20 protein-coding genes and 1 pseudogene are annotated in these 21,354 nt (G+C 41.0%); 19 read left to right on the forward strand and 2 right to left on the reverse strand.

Annotated elements, in window-relative coordinates; translation table 11 throughout:
• The first annotated feature begins 79 nt into the window (after nucleotides 1-79).
• Nucleotides 80-325 (forward strand): hypothetical protein, encoded by a 246-nt coding sequence (locus tag F895_RS10730; RefSeq protein ID WP_005240893.1) that lies wholly within the window; start codon nucleotides 80-82, stop codon nucleotides 323-325.
• A 51-nt stretch (nucleotides 326-376) separates the two neighbouring features.
• Here F895_RS10730 and F895_RS10725 read toward each other — a convergent pair whose 3' ends face one another.
• On the reverse strand, nucleotides 377-757 hold the full coding sequence (locus tag F895_RS10725; protein WP_005240894.1) for a hypothetical protein: 381 nt from the start codon (nucleotides 755-757) through the stop codon (nucleotides 377-379).
• Nucleotides 758-1,009: 252 nt separating this feature from the next.
• On the opposite strand from F895_RS10725, the gene F895_RS10720 reads away from it, so the two are divergent.
• The 18 genes from F895_RS10720 (at nucleotide 1,010) to ahpF (ending at nucleotide 19,435) form a co-directional block, all read left to right on the forward strand.
• Nucleotides 1,010-1,588 carry a nitroreductase family protein gene (locus F895_RS10720; protein ID WP_010589949.1) on the forward strand — a complete coding sequence of 193 codons (579 nt, stop codon included), beginning with the start codon at nucleotides 1,010-1,012 and terminating at the stop codon, nucleotides 1,586-1,588.
• Nucleotides 1,589-1,636: 48 nt separating this feature from the next.
• Nucleotides 1,637-2,710, forward strand: coding sequence for an NAD(P)H-dependent glycerol-3-phosphate dehydrogenase (locus tag F895_RS10715; RefSeq protein ID WP_005240897.1), 1,074 nt, complete (start codon nucleotides 1,637-1,639; stop codon nucleotides 2,708-2,710).
• A gap of 57 nt (nucleotides 2,711-2,767) precedes the next feature.
• Nucleotides 2,768-3,223, forward strand: a complete 456-nt coding sequence (locus tag F895_RS10710; RefSeq protein WP_005240912.1) for a SixA phosphatase family protein — start codon at nucleotides 2,768-2,770, stop codon at nucleotides 3,221-3,223.
• 40 nt (nucleotides 3,224-3,263) lie between these two features.
• Nucleotides 3,264-4,403: a type II secretion system protein GspL gene (gene gspL, locus F895_RS10705; protein ID WP_005240915.1), complete on the forward strand. Its 1,140-nt coding sequence runs from the start codon at nucleotides 3,264-3,266 to the stop codon at nucleotides 4,401-4,403.
• Nucleotides 4,403-4,882 carry a type II secretion system protein GspM gene (gene gspM / locus F895_RS10700; protein WP_005240916.1) on the forward strand — a complete coding sequence of 160 codons (480 nt, stop codon included), beginning with the start codon at nucleotides 4,403-4,405 and terminating at the stop codon, nucleotides 4,880-4,882. Before gspL ends, gspM begins: the two co-directional genes overlap by 1 nt.
• Nucleotides 4,883-4,970: 88 nt before the next feature.
• Nucleotides 4,971-5,978 carry a quinone-dependent dihydroorotate dehydrogenase gene (locus F895_RS10695; protein ID WP_005240919.1) on the forward strand — a complete coding sequence of 336 codons (1,008 nt, stop codon included), beginning with the start codon at nucleotides 4,971-4,973 and terminating at the stop codon, nucleotides 5,976-5,978.
• A 1-nt stretch (nucleotide 5,979) separates the two neighbouring features.
• Nucleotides 5,980-6,573 (forward strand): CvpA family protein, encoded by a 594-nt coding sequence (locus F895_RS10690; protein ID WP_005240920.1) that lies wholly within the window; start codon nucleotides 5,980-5,982, stop codon nucleotides 6,571-6,573.
• Between the two features lie 24 nt (nucleotides 6,574-6,597).
• Complete coding sequence (gene purF / locus F895_RS10685; protein ID WP_005240922.1) at nucleotides 6,598-8,136, forward strand: amidophosphoribosyltransferase; 1,539 nt, start codon at nucleotides 6,598-6,600, stop codon at nucleotides 8,134-8,136.
• A gap of 100 nt (nucleotides 8,137-8,236) precedes the next feature.
• Nucleotides 8,237-10,126: a M48 family metalloprotease gene (locus F895_RS10680; protein WP_026040172.1), complete on the forward strand. Its 1,890-nt coding sequence runs from the start codon at nucleotides 8,237-8,239 to the stop codon at nucleotides 10,124-10,126.
• 120 nt (nucleotides 10,127-10,246) lie between these two features.
• Nucleotides 10,247-11,047, forward strand: a complete 801-nt coding sequence (locus F895_RS10675; protein ID WP_005240926.1) for an undecaprenyl-diphosphate phosphatase — start codon at nucleotides 10,247-10,249, stop codon at nucleotides 11,045-11,047.
• A gap of 106 nt (nucleotides 11,048-11,153) precedes the next feature.
• The gene (locus F895_RS10670; RefSeq protein ID WP_005240927.1) at nucleotides 11,154-11,951 is read left to right on the forward strand and encodes a PaaX family transcriptional regulator C-terminal domain-containing protein; all 798 of its coding nucleotides are present in this window, start codon (nucleotides 11,154-11,156) and stop codon (nucleotides 11,949-11,951) included.
• A gap of 122 nt (nucleotides 11,952-12,073) precedes the next feature.
• On the forward strand, nucleotides 12,074-13,063 hold the full coding sequence (locus F895_RS10665; RefSeq protein ID WP_005240928.1) for a fatty acid desaturase family protein: 990 nt from the start codon (nucleotides 12,074-12,076) through the stop codon (nucleotides 13,061-13,063).
• Nucleotides 13,064-13,113: 50 nt separating this feature from the next.
• A complete protein-coding gene (locus F895_RS10660; protein WP_005240929.1) occupies nucleotides 13,114-13,533 on the forward strand; it encodes a PaaI family thioesterase in 420 nt (139 codons plus the stop codon).
• Nucleotides 13,534-13,750: 217 nt separating this feature from the next.
• Nucleotides 13,751-14,695, forward strand: coding sequence for a putative solute-binding protein (locus tag F895_RS10655; protein WP_010589947.1), 945 nt, complete (start codon nucleotides 13,751-13,753; stop codon nucleotides 14,693-14,695).
• A 179-nt stretch (nucleotides 14,696-14,874) separates the two neighbouring features.
• Nucleotides 14,875-15,651 carry a hypothetical protein gene (locus F895_RS10650; protein ID WP_005240932.1) on the forward strand — a complete coding sequence of 259 codons (777 nt, stop codon included), beginning with the start codon at nucleotides 14,875-14,877 and terminating at the stop codon, nucleotides 15,649-15,651.
• A gap of 12 nt (nucleotides 15,652-15,663) precedes the next feature.
• Nucleotides 15,664-16,794: a toxic anion resistance protein gene (locus F895_RS10645; protein WP_010589946.1), complete on the forward strand. Its 1,131-nt coding sequence runs from the start codon at nucleotides 15,664-15,666 to the stop codon at nucleotides 16,792-16,794.
• 30 nt (nucleotides 16,795-16,824) lie between these two features.
• A complete protein-coding gene (locus F895_RS10640; RefSeq protein WP_005240934.1) occupies nucleotides 16,825-17,742 on the forward strand; it encodes a hypothetical protein in 918 nt (305 codons plus the stop codon).
• A gap of 127 nt (nucleotides 17,743-17,869) precedes the next feature.
• Nucleotides 17,870-19,435 (forward strand): alkyl hydroperoxide reductase subunit F, encoded by a 1,566-nt coding sequence (gene ahpF / locus F895_RS10635; RefSeq protein WP_005240935.1) that lies wholly within the window; start codon nucleotides 17,870-17,872, stop codon nucleotides 19,433-19,435.
• Between the two features lie 47 nt (nucleotides 19,436-19,482).
• On the opposite strand, the pseudogene F895_RS10630 reads toward ahpF, so the two are convergent.
• Nucleotides 19,483-21,321 (reverse strand): annotated as a pseudogene (locus F895_RS10630) (esterase/lipase family protein); the annotation flags it as partial.
• Between the last annotated feature and the right edge of the window lie 33 nt (nucleotides 21,322-21,354).

Here is a 21,354-nt window from a genome sequence, read left to right on the forward strand (position 1 = left end):
ACAACGATGCCGTCATGAAAATGTCATATATCTGAAATATGATTGTCACAACTTAACCAAGTAACTGTGGAAAGCCGTGATGAAATTCAAATTAACCCTTGCCGCTTTAATCATTGCTCCAATCATGCTCAGTGCATGTGCAAAGAAAGAAGAAGCGAAAAACGCTGAACAGCAAGACCAGACAGCTGCTGCTGTATCAACACAGACGACCCCAGAGCAGCAAGCTGCAATTGATGCACTTGATAAGCCGAATTTAGATGAACATAATACGGATGCTGTTGCACAAGAAGCTGCTTCCGAAGTCGCTGCGAGCGAAGCTCACTAAGTGACAGTGCAGAAAAAAGCCGATGTTTGAACATCGGCTTTTTTATATTTATCAATTGGCTTTGCAATAGAACGTGAGCGTCGTTTGATAATCGTCATCTTTTGCTAAAGATGCATTTTTACCTGTAAGGGTACCAAGTACACCTGCTGCAGCTTCGACCATTCGGCCTGTTTGTTCATCGACTACACCTTTTAATACGCCTTGGTATGCAGTTTTTTCATCAACAACGACTGGCGCCGTATTGCGCGTACAGGTTTTTTGCGCTGCTGCAATCGCATTGTTTTTCGCGATTAGACTGGTTTTACCAATACCGGTCACTTCATATTGATTATTTTCTTTCTGAATCGCTAAGGTATTGGTCGGTGTTGAGGCACATGCCGTTAAACCAAGGGCTAAACCACCAAGTAAACTCATGATGACGGTTTTTTTCATGTTTTTTCTCAATTTGCTGCTGAATGGTATTATTTGAACATAAAAACGCTGAGTGCTTTTGCAGATTATGTACAGTTTGTGCAGGGACTCTGTTAATTTTTTCAAATGAATGATGAGCTTAGCATTTATTACATTGTCGATTTAACAGCAAGAATCAGGATATCCAGATTTTATAAGTACGAATAAGCGTAGTGGAAATCATTCAGGTTATGCTAATCTAGGGCCATCCTTGTGTTAGTTAGATTCATTTCAATGACGGACTCAATTATAGAGACAATTCATCAAAATATTCATCAACGTCAATCTATTGGGCAACTCATTGAGCCAGCGCCGAATACAGAACAACTCGAAAAAGCGGTGCAAGCAGCATTGACAGCGCCTGATCACCATCGCTTAAAACCCACCCGTTTTGTAATTATCACACCTGAGCAACGAGCTACTTTTGGCGAGCATTTGGCCAAAGCTTTAGCTGATTTGGGAGAGGCTGATCCAGCACAACTCGATCGCGTTAAACAGCATCCATTTCGTGCACCATTATTGGTATTAGCTTTAACATCGATTCAGGATCATCCTAAAGTTCCACATTTTGAACAGATTTTAAGTTCAGGTGCAGCGATTCAAAACTTTTTGCTGTCTTTACAGGCGCAAGGTTTTGCAACAATGTGGCGTTCTGGTGCCGTCGTAGAGTCGAACTGGTTAAAGCAGCAATTGGGCTTAAAACAGCAGGATTTAATTTCAGGGATTATCTATATTGGCACAGCAGCGAAAGCGATTGCACCCCGTGCCGCGATTGATAGCCAAGATTTTGTAAAAATATGGCAAGACAGCTAAGCTTTTTTAGCTATTTATTAAAGAAAAAAATTCGTTTCAGGATAAAAAATGTCAGAGTTAAATTTTAGCGATCTGGTTGAGCCAGTTGCCGTAGATCAGAAAACAGCATTGAGAATTACCGTCTTGGGCGGTGGTAGTTTTGGTACGGCGATGGCAAATTTAGCGACTAGAAATGGCTGCGATACCATGATCTGGATTCGTGATGCTGCTGTTGCCGAAGAAATTAATCAAACCCATATTAATAAACGCTATTTACCTGATTATCCATTAGAGGCGGGTTTGCGTGCGGTTGCTGATCTGGAACTTGCAGTACGTGATCGTGACATTATTCTGGTTGCGATCCCAAGTCATTCTTTTCGTGATGTCTTAAAACAGATTGCGCCGTTTATTAGCTCACAAGCAGTCGTTTCGTTGACCAAAGGGATTGAAGCAAAAACCTTTAGTTTTATGAGCGAAATTATTCGTGCCGAATTACCAGAAGTCCCTTATGGCGTACTATCTGGTCCAAACCTTGCCAAAGAAATCATGGCAGGTATGCCATCTGGCACGGTTATTGCCAGTGAATCGGAACTAGTACGTTATGCCGTGCAACATGCTTTGCATAGTGCCTTGTTCCGTGTATTTGGCAGTGATGATGTGCATGGCGTTGAATTGGGTGGCGCATTAAAAAATATCTATGCCGTTGCCATGGGCATGGGTGGTGCTTATAAGATTGGTGAAAATACCAAGAGCATGATTTTAACCCGTGCTTTGGCTGAAATGAGTCGTTTTGCGGTCAAGCAGGGTGCTAATCCCTTGACCTTCTTGGGCTTGTCGGGTGTGGGGGATTTGTTCGCAACCTGTAACAGCCCGTTAAGTCGTAACTATCAAATTGGTTTTGCATTGGGTTCGGGTAAAACACTGGATCAGGCAACCAAGGAATTAGGTCAGACTGCGGAAGGTATTAATACCATCGTGCAAGTACGAACCAAAGCCGAAGAACTGGATGTGTATATGCCGATTACCAATGCGCTATATGAAGTGATTTTTGAAGGCGCGCCACCAATGACCATTGCATTATCTTTGATGAAGAATGGTCATCGCAGTGATGTGGAATTTGTTTTGCCGCATCATGAAGTCTAATCAAAAAACTGTCATCAATCATGGTTATGCTATAGGAATAACAAATAAGGTCGTTTTATGCAGTTAACTTTAGTTCGTCACGGTGAAGCGTCTCCAGCTATTAATGGAAACGATATGCAACGCCCGCTCACGCCACGGGGGCATCAACAAGCTGAGCAAACAGGCCAGTTTTTAAAAGATATTATCCAGCCAGAAATTTTTGTGGTGAGTCCTTTATTGCGTGCTCAGGAAACTTTGGCGCATATCAAAGCATATTTTTACGGTATCCCAGTTTTAATTTGCGATAAGATTAAACCCGATGATGATGCTAAAGATGCGATTGAATGGTTATCCAAATTACCCTATGAGTCGATTGCAGTGGTGTGTCATATGAATGTTGTGGCACATATTGAAGAACAATTGACACATGAAGGCTTTAATCCATTTGCATTGGCAGAAGCTCGTATTTATGATCAAGCTGTGATCGCAAATGGTTTGTCGACGCAAAAGAATCGTTTTACACCAACATTATAATTTTTATATATCCGCAATAGGATAAGGGTACTGAACACCGATGCTGTATTTATGGATGCCCGAAACCAATGGAACATGGTATTGGTCGGCAGGGGAAAGTTGGTTGCAGGCACCGAGCCTTGAACAGTTGATTCAAGACTTGCAAGAGCATCATGGAAAAGAGGCTGTGGTTTATTTTCCAAGCCGCAATGCGCAATTATTACAACAACCGATGAGTAAAGTGCATTACAAACAATTGGGACAGGAGGGTGTTAAATACCTCTTGGAAGAATTTGTGACCTTGCCGATTGATCAAATGAAAGTGGTTCATCATTTTCAAAATGATCAGCTCAATATTCTGGGGGTTGCACAATCATCGATTGAAACTTGGCAACATGCACTCAGTCTTTTACCGATTCAGATTGCCGCATTTTTACCAGATTTTTTGATCGTAGCTGAGCCTGAACCGAATCAAGTGGTGCTGCTGAATCTATATGATCATTTATTGGTAAGAGAAAATACATGGTCTGGGAACTCAATTGATGATCTGGCGCTATATCTCGAGTTTCAGACAGCCGAAACCCAGTATAAATTTGCGAATTTAAATGCTGCTCAGTTAGAGAGCCTAGCGACTATATCTACTAAAGATCAGCGTACTGAATTTAGTTATCAATTTGAGCCATTGTTAAGACCTAAGCAACATCCGTTTAATGTTTTACCCAAAGCAAAAAATGCTGAAACACAATGGTCTGGCTACTGGAAAGCTGCCGCAGCCGTATTGTTGGCTGTAATTATTGTACAGCTTGGCTATGATGCTTTGCGTTGGTCGAAGTTGAAAAAAGTGGCTGATCAAACCTCAGCTCAAGCGATTGAACAATATAAAGCTTGGTTTGGTGAAAGTGGTCGTGTGACTGAACAAAATCTGAAAAGCTCGTTTGAAGCACAACTGCGTATGAGCCAACTTGGTGATACGCAAGCGTTGTCACTCTTGAGCCGTGTTGGTCCAATCTTGATGCAAAAACAGATCGTAGCGCAACAAGTGAGTTATGATGCTTCGACCTTGGCTCTGTCGCTTAAAGCAAAATCTGCGGATGATTTACAAGGCTTAACACAGCAATTGAACCAACAAGGTTTTCAAGCTGAATTAGGCAATGTACAGGCAGATAGTGTCGGTGCAATTGGGGTGGTGAAAGTAAAATAATGAAAGCATTAACTCGATTACAGAACAGCTTCGATCAGAAGGTTGAAGCATTAAATGAATATCTACAAAGCTTATCTGCCCGTGAACGGGTGATGGTGATTGTCACCACCATTTTTGTGCTTGTGGCCGCCATTGGTTCATCTTTATGGCAAATGCATGTTTTGGCAGACAAGCAACAGAAACGTTTGAATGATCTAAAAGATATTACCGTGTGGATGCAGAGCAATGCAGCAACCATGAAGCCTGCCAATGAGCAAGGGTTAACGGCGGCAGATAAAATCCAGCGTACCGCACAACAACAAGGTCTGGCTGTTTCTTCACAACAAAATGGCGAGCAGATCCAGTTGGTTGCTGAACATCAGAACTATGCGGTATTGGCTAACTTTTTGATGCAATTGTCACAAGCAGGCATCAGTATTCAAAAAATGGATCTGGTCTCAAATAATAATCAGATTAAATTAACTGCAACAGTACAGTAAGCAATTAAAAACCCTATGTCAGGCATGGCGTTTTGGTACGCCTATGCCTATAATACGTTTACTTGAAAATCAGTAGACTGTGATTGGTATGTTATATTCATTGGCTCGCCCTTTGTTGTTTACTTTAGCGCCAGAGCGTGCACATGAACTTACACTTTCTATGCTAGATAAAGCGCATAAACTGGGCTTTATGCATCAGAAAGTTGCTGCAAAACCTGTGACATGTATGGGCATTGAGTTTCCAAACCCTGTCGGTCTTGCTGCTGGGCTAGATAAAAATGGTGCACATATTGACGCTTTAGCGGCATTAGGTTTTGGTTTTATTGAAATTGGAACCATTACACCACGTCCACAGGCAGGTAATCCTCAACCGCGTTTATTCCGTATCCCACAAGCAAAAGCGATTATTAACCGTATGGGCTTTAATAATGATGGGGTAGATAAGCTCATTGAGAATGTCAAAGCGTCGAAGTTTAAAGGTGTTTTGGGCATCAATATTGGTAAAAATGCGGATACGCCTGTTGAAGATGCAGTATCCGACTATCTGATTTGCTTAGAAAAAGTTTATAATTACGCGTCTTATATTACGGTTAATATTTCATCGCCGAACACCAAAAATTTACGTAGTTTACAGAGTGGTGATGCGCTCACAGAATTGCTACACACTTTAAAAGATCGCCAACTCGAACTGGCAGATCAATATAATCATTATGTTCCTCTTGTCCTTAAAGTTGCACCAGATTTAACCCCTGAAGATATTCAATTTATTGCAGCACAATTATTGCAATTCAAAATTGATGGTTTGATTGTGACCAATACCACCTTAGGTCGTGAAGGTGTGGAAAACTTGCCAAATGGCAATGAGGCAGGTGGTTTGTCTGGTGCCCCAGTTTTTGAAAAGAGTACCGAGTGCTTACGTCAATTTGCTGAAGTATTGGCAGGACAAATCCCATTGATTGGCGTTGGTGGCATTTTAGCTGGACAACAGGCTGTCGCGAAACAACAAGCAGGTGCGCGTCTGGTACAAGTTTATAGCGGACTGATTTATACAGGCCCAACACTGGTCAAAGACTGTATTGATGCGATGACAGTGTGAAATGAATACACTTGATATCATTATTCTGGTCATCTTGCTCATTGGAGGGCTGAACGGTTTGCGTCAAGGATTTATAAAAGCCTTTGCGAACTTGATCGGATGGATATTCGCATTGATCGTTGGGGCAAAGTACGCCGTTGTATTGGCACCTGCGATGAGCAGTTTAAGCCAAGATCCTGTTGTACAGAAAATTGCGGCTTTTGCCTTTATTGTATTGATCATTGTGGTCTGTACATGGATTGTGTCTGCCTTACTGAATGGCCTCTTGAAAAGTTTGAAATTGGGCCCATTAAATCGTTTAGCAGGTGGTGCTTTTGGTTCGTTAAAAGGACTTTTAATTGTCCTCATTGCAATGCAAGGTTTAGGACCTTGGGTTGAGAGCTCGCCGCACTGGAAACAGTCTAAATTTGTACAGATTCTATTACCTTATGCGCCTTTGGCAACTGAATTGTCCAAAGATGCAGCAAATCAAGCTTTAAATCAAATGACATCTGAGGGGGCGTTATTACATCGCCCTTCGAAAGAAATGGACGAATCAGAACGAGCTTCAGTCAATGAACGTTCTGATCATTCGACGAAAAACCCTTTTTATTAATCGCTAGCTTGTCGCGAGGTTGCTATGTGTGGAGTTGTTGGGATAGCCGGTAAATCACCAGTGAACCAAATGTTATTTGATGCCTTAACGATGCTGCAACATCGAGGACAGGATGCTGCAGGGATCGTAACCTGCCATCAAGGGCGTTTATTCCTCCGCAAAGATAACGGTATGGTACGTGATGTATTCCATACGCGTCATATGCGTGCATTACTTGGAAACTATGGGATCGGACATGTTCGTTATCCTACAGCAGGTTCATCAAGCAGTGCAGAAGCACAACCATTTTATGTAAACTCTCCCTACGGTATTACCCTTGCGCACAATGGTAACCTGACCAATGCTGCTGAAATTCATGATGACCTGTTTAAAACAGATTTACGTCATATGAATACAGATTCTGATTCTGAAGTTTTACTGAATGTGTTTGCGCATGAGTTACAGAAGATCGGTACTTTAAATCCAACACCAGAAGATATTTTCCACACCGTTTCTCGCGTACATGAGCGTTGTAAAGGGGCATATGGTGTTGTCGCGATGATTACAGGCCATGGTTTGGTTGGTTTCCGTGATCCAAATGGTATCCGCCCTTTGGTTTACGGTTCACGTGAGACCGAACAGGGTGTAGAGTATATTATTGCTTCTGAATCAGTTGCGATTACTGCACTTGGTTTTAAAGTTGAACGTGATATTGCACCTGGTGAAGCAATTTTTATTGATAGCGATGGTCAACTGTTTACCAAGCAATGTGCTGTAAATCCTGAATATCGTCCATGTATTTTTGAATATGTATACTTTGCGCGTCCAGATGCAACCATTGACGGGATTTCAGTATACAAAGCCCGTTTAAAAATGGGTGAGAAGCTGGCGCACAAGATTCTGAAAGAATGGGGTGAGCAACACGACATCGATGTCGTGATTCCAATTCCAGATACCAGTCGCACTTCTGCTTTAGAATTGGCGAATATTTTAGGTGTGAAATTCCGTGAAGGTTTTATGAAAAACCGTTATATCGGACGTACCTTTATTATGCCGGGTCAGCAACAACGTAAAAAGTCAGTCCGTCAAAAGCTGAATCCCGTTGCGCTTGAATTTAAAGACAAAAACGTTTTATTGGTCGATGACTCGATTGTACGTGGTACAACTTGTAATGAAATCATTCAAATGGCACGAGACTCTGGCGCGAAGAAAGTTTTCTTTGCTTCTGCTGCACCAATGGTAAAATATCCAAATGTGTATGGTATTGATATGCCAGCAAAAGCCGAGTTGATTGCTTCTGAGCGCAGCGTTGAAGAAATTCGTGAAATTATTGGTGCTGACCGTTTGATCTTCCAAGACTTGGAAGATTTAAAAAATGCAGTTCGTACTAGCAAAGTTCCTGATCTAACTGAGTTCGATTGTTCAGTATTTGATGGTGTTTATGTGGCTGGTGGTATTGATCAGGCCTACCTTGACAACCTTGAACAAAAGCGTAGCGATTCTGCGAAAAATAAATCAGATAGTTATATTGATGTGAATATCGATGCAGCATCGGTCGATTTAACTGGTATTAAAGAAGAGTAATTATCTTAATCCATAGAAAAGCGGGAATTTCCCGCTTTTTTATTTTATGATAGGGGTTAAGAAAACCTTAACTGAAACAATGTAATCGGGAAAACTTACATTGAAAGAAATGAGCCATTATTTAATTGAAAATAAGAATATTGCATGGTCAGTCAGCTTTTGCCTTCTTGCGATGTTACTTACCGTCTTTATTCTCAATTTGATTTTGGGATTGGTCGTTCATTTTTTTGATTATTCACAACCGATTTGGTGGCATGTTCTTAGCCCGTATTTTATTGTTTTACTGTTTTTTGTTTTGTTCTGGTCGGTTGGCGTAGAGCTGTATGTTTTGCGTGAAGGTGGTCACTCACTGGCGAAACAGCTTAAAGCGCGGCGTCTGGTTTTTGATGAAAGTATTCCAGAAGAAAGTACCGCATTAAAAGTGGTCGAACAGATTGCCAAAAGTTTTGATATTGATACACCTGCGGTTTATGTACTCCCTGATGAAGTGGGCGTGAATGCACTAACAGCGGGATTTAGATCTCAGGATATTGTAATTATTCTGACGTGGGGTGCGCTACAAAATCTGGATGAACTTGAGCTTTATGGTTTATTGAGCTATGAGTTTAACCAGATTCTATCTGGCGAAGCAGTAGAAAATACCAAGCTGAAAATTCTATATAGTGGGTTAACGACGTTTAGTCAGTGGGGAAGTAAGCTGGCGCAAGCAGGTTATAACCCTTATGTTACGTCTTATCGGAATAAATTTGAGACCATCTTTGTTGCAATTGGCGGGGTGATTTGGCTGATTGGAAGTTTAGGCATTTTGATTACCCGTTGCATTAAATATCTGACGCTCAGTGGTCGTACTTTTCGTAATGATCTGAAAACCATGCGTTTAATGAACAATAATGCCAATATTCAGACTTTGTTGCGGATTTATGTGCATCATTCAGGCTCTCAGATTCATAGTGCTTATTCTGAATCGATTTCACATATGTGCTTCGCCAATTCATTGAGTCCGCAAAGTTGGATGAATATCCATCCAAGTATCAAAGACCGAATTTATGAACTTAATCCAACCTTGTTGCAAGACCTACAATTAGAAAATTTAAGAAAGCTTCGTAATCGGCCCTTGTTCAGTTTATTTCGTTCCTTGGAGGAAGAGGGTGCTGATATTGCAATGCCGTGGAGTTCACCACAGCCATTACCTTTACTACGTTTATCACCGATTAGTTTTGCTTTAAATGATGCAATTAAGCCGCTGAGCTCAGAAGTCCGCAAGAATAAAAAACGCCCAGAGTTAATTCAACGAGCAATGCAGACCGCAACGGGTTCACGGGAAGTCATGGTCGCGATTTTAATGATTCGTCAATATCGTGAATTTATTCCTCAAGAAGCCCCAGTCAGTCATGCAATTGTCGATGCTTTATTGAATTTGGATGGCCGTATTCATGTACAGATTTTTCATGATGCCTGTAAAAACATTGGTCATATGCCGACCAGTATTGCCCGCCAGTTTCTCACAAAACTTGCTTGTATTATTCAAGAAGATGGCGAGGTTGGACTGCTTGATGCCTTGTTGCTGGAACGCGTCAAGCAAGAACTTAATTTAATGCCTGTACATTTACCTACGGCTTTTGAGGATATTAAATCTCAGATTGTGCATTTGATTGATGCGCTATTGCATGTGCAGCAGATTAATAGTCCAAATCAGTTAGAGGTACGTGAACGTATCTTACAAATGCTGCTGACCGAAGATGAAATGCAAACTTATGCTGATATTTCAGATGAGCCACTCGATTTGGCTGAAATATTGAATGATGTTTCGGGTTTGTTGTTACGTGATCGTCTGAATATTTTATCTATTGCAGAACGATGTCTCTGGAATGACCGTATTATCACACAGGATGAACTCGATGTTTTAGCACTTTTATATTGGCGTTTAGGTTTTGATACGCATGAAGTGGTCGAGCAAATGCAAAAGAAAAATAGTCTGATGATTATTTAAGGGACATTTTTATCTTCATCTGAATTTTTCGTAAAAACGTTACGTGACAGTCACATAAAATGACAACATTTCAGGGTAAGCTTGCCATTTATTTTTATATTACGTACTTTTGAGTAAGTTATGGAACATATTGAAATTTTAAAAGCCTTATTTTTGGGTTTTATTGAGGGTCTTACCGAATTCCTACCCATTTCAAGCACCGGTCATTTGATTTTATTTGGTCATATGATTGACTTTCATTCTGATGATGGTCGTGTGTTTGAAGTTGTTATTCAGCTTGGTGCAATTTTGGCTGTGTGCTGGCTATACCGTCAAAAGATCTTTGACTTAGTCAAAGGCTTCTTTAGTAGAGATGCAGAATCGCGGCATTTTACTTTTAGTGTCTTACTCGCTTTTATTCCAGCCGTTGTGATTGGTATTTTTGCGGTTGACTTTATCAAAAGTGTTTTGTTTAGCCCGCTTGTAGTGGCATTCGCTTTGATTATTGGTGGTTTAATCATTTTCTGGGTTGAGTCCAAGAACTTTGATCATAAAACTACAGAGGCGACTAAAATCACTTACAAGCAAGCATTTTTGGTGGGTTGTGCACAATGTGTCGCGATGATTCCAGGTACATCTCGTTCAGGTGCAACCATTGTGGGTGGAATGTTTGCTGGCTTGTCTCGTAAGGCAGCAACTGAGTTTTCCTTCTTCTTGGCCATGCCAACCATGTTGGGTGCAGCAGTCTTTGACTTAGCGCGTAATGCGGATGTATTGACGCAAGACAACATGTTGAATATTGGCGTTGGTTTTGTGGCAGCATTTTTTTCAGCGCTGTTGGTGGTGAGTGCACTGGTGAAGTTTGTTGAACGCCATACTTTACGTGTGTTTGCTTGGTACCGTATCGTGCTCGGTATTATCTTATTGTTTGTGTTCCTATAAAAAATAAAAATATCTCCCTTTTTGCAAATGCGAAAAGGGAGATTCTCAGTTAAAATCCCTTCTCTTATTTAAATATTTTCTATGTGAATACTGGTTCTACTGCGACATGATAATAGCGAAAATGAATGCTCGAGACTTAATTATTGATTTATTGTTAGGTCTTCAGGGGCGAGCGATTTCCATTAAGCAAATTATTGTTGCAGCAAGGCTATTTGAGATTAGTGAAAATAGTATTCGTGTTGCGGTTACGCGTTTATCTGGCGATGGGGTAATCGAGGCCATTGAACGTGGAACCTATCAATTTACCCTTCAGTCACATGAATGGGCCAATGTGATGCTGAACCGTAAGCATGGCACCAAACAAACGAAAGTGTGGAATCAACATTATCTGGCTGTTTTTACGGGTGAGTTAGGACGGGTTGATCGAACTGCATTGAATCGTCGGGAGCGGGCCTTAAAGCACTTTGGCTTTAAAGAGTTGGAACAAGGGATCTATATTCGTCCTGATAATTTAGTAATTTCTTTTGAGCAGCTTTTTGCTGAATTGCAGGTGTCTGGTTTAGAGGCCAGCGCAAAAATTTGCCAAATTAGCCATTTCGATACCATGACTGTTGATCGAATTCCAAAATTGTGGGCCACACAGAATTTAAATCAAAACTATGAAAAATATAACCATATGATTCAAACTTGGCTATCGACAGTTCATCAACTGAGTTTAGAAGAAGCTGCTCGAGAGTCGTTACTACTGGGACGACAGACCATTTCACTGTTGATGAATGATCCTTTGCTGCCTGAAAGTTTTGTGGACGTACAGCTTCGCGAGCAATTTGCACAAAGTGTACAACAATTGGATCAGACCGGTTTAGAGGCTTGGCGAAAATTCTACGAGGGTCAAATCGAGTAAATATTAATTACAAATATTACATATAATTTAATTTTAATAGATTGACAGAAATATTACTTAATTTAAAATAAAAATATAAATTGTGTAGTTTTAGAAAAATAGAACACATAGAGGGAAGGAATATGAATACACGTGTGGCGATTAGCGACCTATTTAGTCGGGAAGAAATTACTGAGCTTACGAGCAAATCAGACCTGCATGGCAGTTGGGCTGTATTTTCAACTTGGGCGGTGATTGGTGGAACTTTTGCTGCGGTTGCAAGCTCTTGGGAATATTTACCTGCTTGGGGCAAGTTACTGATGTGTATTGCCGCTTTGGTGATTTTGGCAGGCCGTCAGTTAGCTCTTGCAATCATTATGCATGATGCCTCTCATCAAAGTTTATTTAAAACCAAATGGCTGAATGACACCTTAACCGATTGGCTTTGTGCTCGCCCGATCTGGAACGATTTGCATAAATATCGAAAGCATCATATGCGCCATCACAGTAAAACTTCAACAGAGGATGATCCAGACCTTTCCCTTGTAACAGGATTCCCAACCACTAAAAAGTCCCTAATGCGTAAATTTATGCGTGATTTGTCTGGTGTAACGGGGTTCAAATTTGCGGTTGGGCGTGTATTGATGGATGTTGAGAAAATGGAATGGACGGTCTCGAATGATCGTCGCTGGATTTCGCAGGAAGGGCGACATTGGACGGATTATCCCAAAGCATTCTTAAAAAATAGTGGGGGTGCAATTGCAACCAATGCGGCTTTATTTTCAGCCTTATGGGCGGCAGGTCATCCTAAACTTTATGCGCTTTGGGTATTGGCCTATTTAACCCCGTTTCCATTATTCTTAAGGGTGCGTTCTATGGCAGAACATGCAGGGATGCCAAGTAGTCATAGTGCCTTGAGCAATACTCGTACGACTAAAGCAGGCTATATTGCACGTGCTTTGGTTGCTCCAATTCATGTTAATTATCATAAAGAACATCATTTAATGGCAGCGGTACCTTATTTCAAACTACCTAGAATGCATGAGATGTTGCGTGAACGTGGGCATGTTTCAGAGCCACCAAGCTATTGGCAAGTACTAAATGAGCTTTCAAATCAGGAAGAGAAATCATAGTTTTTTGATTTTAAAGTGAAAATTACACAATATATGGGATTGAAAAACGCATGGCAGCAACGAAAGAAGAAATTAAGGGATTTTTGGCGCAGGAATTTCCACAAGCACTGAAAAAAAGTGTGATTGAAGAAATTACACCGAAAGGTGCGCAACTCCTTTATCGTGTCGATACAGGGGATTTACGGCCTGGTCAAACGGTTTCAGGTCCGACACTCATGTTGGTTGCCGACTATGTACTCTATATTGCAATTATGGGGCACTTAGGTCTGGTCGCGATGGCAGTCACCACCAATATGACCATTAACTTTTTCCGTAAACCCAATGGTAACCGTGATATTCGGGCAGTATGTAAATTAATCAAAGTGGGGAAAACTTTGGTAACGGGTGAGGTCTGGTTATATTCGCTTGATGACGATGAACCTGTCGCACATGTGATCGGGACTTATGCGTTACCGTCAAGTCAAGCTTAGAAATTAAGCTGTTCAATCACAACAATCTTTATTAAAACCCGACAGCATCCGATTACTGAGGAATTGACTGCAAATCTGTTAAAAATGCAAAACATGTCATAGGATAATAGAAATAAATCAGGTGTGATGGAGGAGGATAGAGACAATAAATCTTATCGGGAAGAAAAAAATGATAATTAGAAATAGTTTAATCGGTTTGACACTACTCGGATGTGCAATGACAACTCAGGCCAAACAGACGGTTTGTGTTTTTGATCCAGTTGGTAAGTCGGGTGATGCATTCGCATTGGCAAAGGATTATGCGCTCGAAGCTAAAAAGTGGGGTGCTGACATTGATTTAAGAGCTTATGTGGATGAGCGCGTCGCTGCCGAGGATTTAAAAGTTGGACAATGTGATGGTGCGATCATCAGCGGTTTACGTGGGCGTCAGTTCAACAAATATATTGGCTCTTTAGATGCGATTGGGGCATTGACCGATTTAAAAACCGCCATTCTTGCCTATCAGTTACTGTCTAAGCCCCAAGCTGCAAAAAGTATGATTAATGGGCCTTATGAAATTGCAGGTTTAGGAACGATTGGCCCTGCATATTTGTTTGTAGTAGATCGAAGTATTAATACACTGGCAAAGGCGGCAGGTAAAAAAGTAGGGGTCTTTGCTTATGATGAAGCACAACCTAAGCTTGTTGCGCAAGTGGGTGCCCAGGCGGTCTCCGTCGATGTGACCAATGCTGGAGCAAAGTTTAATAATCATCAGATTGATATTGTGCCTGCACCAATCGTCGCCTACAAACCATTTGAATTGTATAAGGGGTTGGGAGATAAAGGCGGAATTGTAAAATTTCCACTGACACAAATCTCGGCAAACTTTATTATTCGAAAAGATAAATTTCCCGAAGGATTCGGGCAGAAATCACGTGAATGGGTGGCAGGGCAATTGGGACGTACCTTTAATATTATTGCCAAATATGAAAAAGAAATTCCTGCAAAATACTGGATGAATATTTCACCAGAAGAACAGGTGAACTATATGAAAATGATGCGAGAAGCTCGTATCGCTTTAACCAAAGCTGGAATTTATGATCCCAAGATGATGAACTTCTTGAAAAAGGTGCGTTGTAAACAGAGTCCTAATAATTTTGAATGTGCACTCAATGATGAGTAAAACGTGACTTAATCGGCTGAATGAACTCTCTCTTTATTCATTGTAATTCAGAGGGTTTTTCATGAATAGCAGGGCAAGAGTTTTTAAAAAACATAACAACATTTAAGTATGCGAAATAGCGAGAACATGCTACAACTAAGAATGTTCAAATTTATTTGTTGTTACGATTTTCAACTGATATGACGCTACCGCTCGACCTAATACCTTTATCGCAAATTGAGTCTAATCAAGAGCATATTTTAGCGATTAAGCGTAATGACCTGTTGCCTTTGCTCAACGATCCTCATCGTCTCAATTATTATGCAGATCACTTAGTGCAGGCGCAAAGTGTCTTATTAAATGGCGTAGATCCTAGGCTGAATCAACAATTAAGTGAAGTGATTGCTCAAATCATTCAGCAATTGTCATCATCTAAAAAATATTTGGCTACACGCCGTTTTAATGCGCTGCAAAAATGGTTAGGTATTGATATTGAGTATGATGCAGGGCAGGTCAAGTATGTCAAAGATCTGGATCGTTTAATCAATGAGGCAAATCATTTAAGCCAGAGACTGCAGATCGAGATTCAAAAGTCACAATCGCGTTTACAGCAAGCCCTAGGGTTAAGAGAACAAATGGCTGCCTATATACAGGCTGCTGATGAGTTCCTAAAAGAATATCCTCAATTTACGAAACAGCAAATACTAGACCATTTTGTTGAGCGACTCTCTAAAAAGATCAATACGTTGCAGACATTGCAAACAAGCAATGATATTGCGATGAAACAAATGCAATTATCTCAGCACTTATCTTTTAGTCTTCTGGATCGTTTCAAAGAGGCGCAGCAAGTCTTGATTCCTGCATGGCGCTATCATTTAGAACAAAGCCGAGCGTCTCATTCAACAGCGACACTGGATCAGCTGGATCAGAGCCGAGAAGATTTAATTCAAAATTTGAAAAAATCATTACAGAAATAAGAGGGAAATATGATGTCAGATTCAGAACTTAGCAAGGTATCTCATGAGCCTGAAATTCAGACAGCGCAACGTTTTGAGCAGTTGAACCTAAAAGATTTAGGCTTACAGCCACAAGATTTTGCTGAAGTGATGGATGCGCACAAAGAGCTGGCAGATATCAGCACCACTGTAGTGGCAGAATATGGCAAAAATATTGCCAATAAAACATCCACTTATACCGATGAATTACTGAGTTTGGTTCAAAATAAGGACTTAGATGCTACAGGGCAAAAGTTGAATGAAGTGGTGCAGGTTGCACAACAACTCAATACTTCAAGTATTTTGAATAAGTCTAAAAATTCAGGCTTCTTTGGTGGCTTGCTGAGTAAATTTAAAGGCGCCAGACAGAGCTTTGATCAGCACTTTAATACGACTAAAGAGCAAATCGATGTGCTGGTCAAAGAAATTGAAAGTTCACAGACTGGTTTAAAAGCACGTGTTGGAACATTAGATAAAATGTTCGATGCAGTACAGGATGAATATAAGCAACTGGGTGTTTATATCGCTGCAGGACAATTGAAACAGCAAGATATTCAACAGCAGATTTCGGCACTCACCACGCAAGAGCAAGATCAGCAAATCACTCAGCAGATCTATGATCTTAATCACTTGGCCAATAACCTTGAAAAAAGAGTCAGTGATTTGCAGGTTTTACAACAATCTGCGATGCAGACTTTGCCGATGATTCGGATTATTCAGTCGAATAACTTGATGTTGGTGGATAAGTTCTATGCCATTAAAAATATTACGTTACCGGCATGGAAAAACCAGATTAGTCTGGCGATTTCATTACAAGAGCAAAAGAACAGCGTGCAGTTAGCAAAAGCGATTGATGACACCACCAATGAATTATTGCGTCGTAATGCTGAGTTATTGCATCAAAACTCCGTGGATACTGCCAAGGCCAATCAGCGTTCAGTGATTGATGTGGAAACGCTTGAACATGTACAAAACACCCTCATTAAAACGGTAAATGATGTGATTCAAATTCAGAAAGAGGGCATGCAAAAACGTGCCGAAGCGACCACTCGTTTACGAGCATTGCAGGAGAGTTTAAATCATTTGGTTCTGGAGAATAGTGGACAGAATCCATCTAAATCTTGAGATGTGTTTTAGTTATTAAAGGAAAGATCATTGTCGCCTATAGAAGATTTTAGCGTACAGCCGATAGACCAACGTTTGGATGTTCTGAAAAAGCGTCAGCGACATTTAATGCTCTGGTTTATTTTGACCAGTATGTTAGTGGTAGTGAGTATTGCATCGCTATTTTTGCAAAAAGAATTCATCTATCGGTTCTTTGATCTTTCGACACATGTTCAGGCCTTGGATTTGCCTTATCATGTTCAAGAACTTATCCCATTTAAACAACCTGTCGATTATTTATTTAATCTGTTGTCCTGGTTTGGTTGGCTGTTTCTGAAAATATTTATTTCATTCATTGGTGCATTTTTACTGGTCAGTTGGGTGAAGAAATTTAAGTTTTTTCAACAGCGTTTTCAGGCGTGGTCGCAACGAATCTTGGCTTGGGTCATTGCATTTATTTTGCTTTGGTCAGGCCTGAGCTATATCCAATATGACTGGAAAGATGAAACCAAACAGGCTTATCAACAATGGATGAGTTATCAAAATAATATTGTTGAGAGCCAAATTGCTCAAGACTTACAGCAAGCTGACATTGAGCCGACTGAAAAAGCTTATGTTTTAGCGCAGGTTGCAATGTTATATCAGCCTATTGATCGCAAGACTGCAAATAGTTATGTGAATCAATTGATCGAAGCTGAAAAGCGTAATCCAGTTCAGTTTAAAGCCTATGATTTTAAGCCTGAACAGTTATGGGTGATGCAGCAGCAGCTCTATGGTAAAAGCATTACGGCAATCACCCAGCCTTTAGATCTCCGCGCGCAACAAGCAGAGCGGATCTCTCAGATTGTAAATATAATCTTGTGCGGATTGCTTATATTGGCGATTGCTTTAAGCATGATCTTATATGCACTTGCCAATAATTTGAAAAAGCGTCGTGCTCGGATTAGTCAAAAGCTCGATGTCTTATAAATCTTGGTTCGGTTTATCCGATCAAACTGATAAAAACATACTGTTTTACCTATTTAGTACTTTTGCGTACTATAGCCTCATTGAATGAATTTAGCTGATTTGAAAGTCTTAGCGTTTGGAGAAATAGATGTTAGATCAAAATATTAAAACTCAATTAAAAGCTTACTTAGAACGTTTAGAAAGTCCAATCGAGTTGGTTGCTGCTTTAGATGACTCAGATAAAGCAGACAAAATCAAAGAACTCGTGACTGAAATTGCTGAACTTTCTGACCAAGTTACGGCGCGTTTTGACGGTTCAAACGCTCGCCGTCCTAGTTTCGGTGTGGCCAAAGCAGGCGAACAACCTCGTGTGTTCTTTGCTGGCTTACCGATGGGACATGAGTTTACTTCTTTGATTTTGGCATTGTTACAAGTGTCGGGTTATGCCCCTAAGGTCTCTGATGAAGTACTGACTCAGATCAAAGGTTTAAATTTAACTGCGAACTTTGATGTGTTCGTATCGTTAAGCTGCCACAACTGTCCAGATGTGGTGCAAGCTTTAAACTTAATTGCGATCAATAATCCAAATACTACGGCAACCATGATTGATGGTGCCTTCTTCCAAGACGAAGTTGAAGAACGCAAAATCTTGGCGGTACCCATGGTATTCCAAGACAACCAGCATATTGGTCAAGGCCGTATGACACTGGAAGAAATCGTAGCCAAACTGGATAGCAATTCAGCTGAGAAAGATGCAGCTGCAATCAATGCCAAAGATGCATTTGATGTGTTGGTGATTGGTGGTGGTCCTGCGGGTGGTACTGCGGCAATCTATGCAGCACGTAAAGGTATTAAAACCGGTATCGTGGCTGAACGCTTTGGTGGTCAGGTCATGGATACCATGGACATTGAGAACTTCACTACGGTTCAAAAAACGGTAGGTCCACAGTTTGCCCAAGACATGGAAGCCCATGTACGTGAGTACGGTGTAGATATTATGAACCTGCAACGTGTCAGCAAGATCACGGGGGCAGATCAAACGGCCAATGGTCTGGTTGAAGTCGAACTGGAAAATGGTGCCAAACTTGAATCGAAAACCATCATTCTTTCAACGGGTGCACGTTGGAGAGAGATGAATGTCCCAGGTGAAGCAGAGTACCGTACGCGCGGTGTTGCGTACTGCCCACACTGTGATGGCCCATTATTCAAAGGTAAACGCGTTGCAGTCATTGGTGGTGGTAACTCTGGTGTAGAGGCAGCCATTGACCTTGCAGGTATTGTTGAGCATGTGACTTTGGTTGAGTTTGATACCAAACTTCGCGCTGACCAAGTATTGCAGGACAAATTAAACAGCTTGCCAAATACCACCGTGATCATGAATGCCTTGAGTACTGAAGTCGTAGGTGATGGTTCACAAGTCACGGCGTTGAAGTATAAAGACCGTGCCACTGATGTTGAACATACTGTTGAACTTGCAGGGATCTTTGTACAAATTGGTTTATTGCCAAACACCGATTTCTTGAAGAACAGTGCAGTAGAGCTGAGTAATCGTGGCGAGATCGTGATTAATGAGCGCAACGAAACCAATGTCAAAGGTGTATTTGCCGCAGGTGACTGTACTACAGTGCCGTACAAGCAGATTATCATTGCGACCGGTGAAGGCGCCAAAGCATCATTATCTGCCTTTGACTATATGATCCGTTCTGGCGTGTAAACTACCCGATAAAAAAGCCCCAATTATTTGGGGCTTTTTTATCGCAATTAGTTTTTGGGCTTATATAAACCGTGATCTACTAAATGCTCACGTAAAATACGACGAAGTTCTAAAACAGCCTCTGGCGTTTCCTGAATGGAGTGGCCACCTGTAAAGATCTTTTCAGAAACTGCACCCTCTAAATGTGCGCTTTTATAAGGGACAATCCCATCGGTAATTACATTCGGATCATCACTTTTAGTAATGTTACCCATGATTGAATGAAAAACCAGACCATTTTCTGGCGGAATAGAGGCTGTTAATTCCATGAACTTGGATTTCTTGCTTAAATCGCTTGGCCCATTTTGAATAACATCATTGGTTAGGGTTTGGACAAAGTCTTTCAGATCCATATCATCACTGGTCAGCGTATCGGCCAATGTGGTCAGGAATGTGGCTGGAAGTTTGATAATTTTTCGTGCGGCCAGCGTAAACCAGCGATCCGCATAATCGGTGCCGCGATGTGGCGCAGCAAGGAAAATGGCACGATCAAAATTATGAATGGGCTCCATTTTGAGTCGTTCACCGATCACAGGATGTTTTCTTAAACGGGCTTGTTGGCGACTATTCATCATTGTCAAAGCCTGTTTTGAAATATCAGCATTGCTTACCAGAAGTCGGCTGATAATTCCCCCCATACTATGTCCGACCAAGACCGCATCCTGAGCAGCAGCATCTTTAGGATTGAGTGAAGCAAATGTTTGTTTTAACAAGGCATAAATTTGGAATCGACTTTCCAAGATTGGCATATTGGTTGAGTAGAAGACTTGCCATACTTGATAATGTTCACGTAGTACAGCATCACCCATAATATCATTGGTCACTGCAATCCACGCTTCTGGGCTGCTGGCAAGTCCATGCACCAATACAATGACCTTTTTATTTGGATTATATGGTTCGAGCATATATAAGTGCGGCATAGTGAGATGCTGATCACGGTCAATCAAGGTTAAATAAGCTGCTGCGCCTAAGTTGTTTTCAGCCAGCCATAAACCATAGGGAGCGGAGAAGTTTGCTGCAAGCGAATATTCTTTTCCTGCGATGTTTACTTTTTCCACGCTATATGGATCGTAGACCTTCACTTCAAAGTCTGGATTATTCAAAACATCATTGATTGTTGCAGCCGCATTTTTGGGTTGCGCGATAATGGTTGCAGCTAGATAGCGTGCCTTGTGAATATTTGGATTAATGCCATTAGGATAGCTATAGCTTAATGGATCCAGAATATATTTATTGTCGCCATGTGGCGCATCGGCAGAAGGGAAAACCGCGACAAAGTCTGAGCCGAAGCCATCACGGCGATTGATGGCTCTTAAACCAGAAAAGTTCATGTTATAACTGGAGATAAATTTCTCAAGCTTCATGCTTTGCAGGCGTTGATAAGATTGAATATCAATCGTATAGGTGCTTTTACCAATCTGGATTTTAGGTGTAATAGTTTTAGATGGGTTTCTTAGGCTGTGAACATTTACCAGTTTAGTCAATGCCTGATTGTAGAAATCTCGAATTTGAACCTGACGGTTATCAAAAATACGCTCTTGTGGCTGTCGGGCAGTTTTGAATAAATATGCATAACTATAGCGGATGCTTTTATCTAAAGCTTCCAGCTCCTGATCCAGACATTGCTCATAGTTTTGTTGAATGTCACTTTGTTCCTTGGCTTTTCCCTGTTTTTGCTTGTGTTTGGTGAGTTTACTTACCTTACATTCTGAAGAGTCAGACAGTGACATGGCTTTAGCAAGGTATAATTCACTGGCTGTTGATAAAAGCTGTTCGTCTTGGATTTGGGGAATTTTATGTAGATCTGCAATGCAATCATTTGGAGTCTGCATGCAAGTTTTGGCTTGAACCGTACCGGGTTTGTCGGAGAGTCAATATTC

Origin of the sequence: Acinetobacter sp. CIP 64.2 (genome assembly GCF_000369645.1) — a bacterium.
Lineage (GTDB): Bacteria > Pseudomonadota > Gammaproteobacteria > Pseudomonadales > Moraxellaceae > Acinetobacter.

What these genes read in the sequence shown, in the direction of transcription:
- F895_RS10730 (WP_005240893.1), top strand. Translation starts at nt 80, where the DNA reads ATGAAATTCAAATTAACCCTTGCCGCTTTAATCATTGCTCCAATCATG.
- F895_RS10725 (WP_005240894.1), bottom strand. Translation starts at nt 757, where the DNA reads ATGAAAAAAACCGTCATCATGAGTTTACTTGGTGGTTTAGCCCTTGGT.
- F895_RS10720 (WP_010589949.1), top strand. Translation starts at nt 1,010, where the DNA reads ATGACGGACTCAATTATAGAGACAATTCATCAAAATATTCATCAACGT.
- F895_RS10715 (WP_005240897.1), top strand. Translation starts at nt 1,637, where the DNA reads ATGTCAGAGTTAAATTTTAGCGATCTGGTTGAGCCAGTTGCCGTAGAT.
- F895_RS10710 (WP_005240912.1), top strand. Translation starts at nt 2,768, where the DNA reads ATGCAGTTAACTTTAGTTCGTCACGGTGAAGCGTCTCCAGCTATTAAT.
- gspL (WP_005240915.1), top strand. Translation starts at nt 3,264, where the DNA reads ATGCTGTATTTATGGATGCCCGAAACCAATGGAACATGGTATTGGTCG.
- gspM (WP_005240916.1), top strand. Translation starts at nt 4,403, where the DNA reads ATGAAAGCATTAACTCGATTACAGAACAGCTTCGATCAGAAGGTTGAA.
- F895_RS10695 (WP_005240919.1), top strand. Translation starts at nt 4,971, where the DNA reads ATGTTATATTCATTGGCTCGCCCTTTGTTGTTTACTTTAGCGCCAGAG.
- F895_RS10690 (WP_005240920.1), top strand. Translation starts at nt 5,980, where the DNA reads ATGAATACACTTGATATCATTATTCTGGTCATCTTGCTCATTGGAGGG.
- purF (WP_005240922.1), top strand. Translation starts at nt 6,598, where the DNA reads ATGTGTGGAGTTGTTGGGATAGCCGGTAAATCACCAGTGAACCAAATG.
- F895_RS10675 (WP_005240926.1), top strand. Translation starts at nt 10,247, where the DNA reads ATGGAACATATTGAAATTTTAAAAGCCTTATTTTTGGGTTTTATTGAG.
- F895_RS10670 (WP_005240927.1), top strand. Translation starts at nt 11,154, where the DNA reads ATGATAATAGCGAAAATGAATGCTCGAGACTTAATTATTGATTTATTG.
- F895_RS10665 (WP_005240928.1), top strand. Translation starts at nt 12,074, where the DNA reads ATGAATACACGTGTGGCGATTAGCGACCTATTTAGTCGGGAAGAAATT.
- F895_RS10660 (WP_005240929.1), top strand. Translation starts at nt 13,114, where the DNA reads ATGGCAGCAACGAAAGAAGAAATTAAGGGATTTTTGGCGCAGGAATTT.
- F895_RS10655 (WP_010589947.1), top strand. Translation starts at nt 13,751, where the DNA reads ATGACAACTCAGGCCAAACAGACGGTTTGTGTTTTTGATCCAGTTGGT.
- F895_RS10650 (WP_005240932.1), top strand. Translation starts at nt 14,875, where the DNA reads ATGACGCTACCGCTCGACCTAATACCTTTATCGCAAATTGAGTCTAAT.
- F895_RS10645 (WP_010589946.1), top strand. Translation starts at nt 15,664, where the DNA reads ATGTCAGATTCAGAACTTAGCAAGGTATCTCATGAGCCTGAAATTCAG.
- ahpF (WP_005240935.1), top strand. Translation starts at nt 17,870, where the DNA reads ATGTTAGATCAAAATATTAAAACTCAATTAAAAGCTTACTTAGAACGT.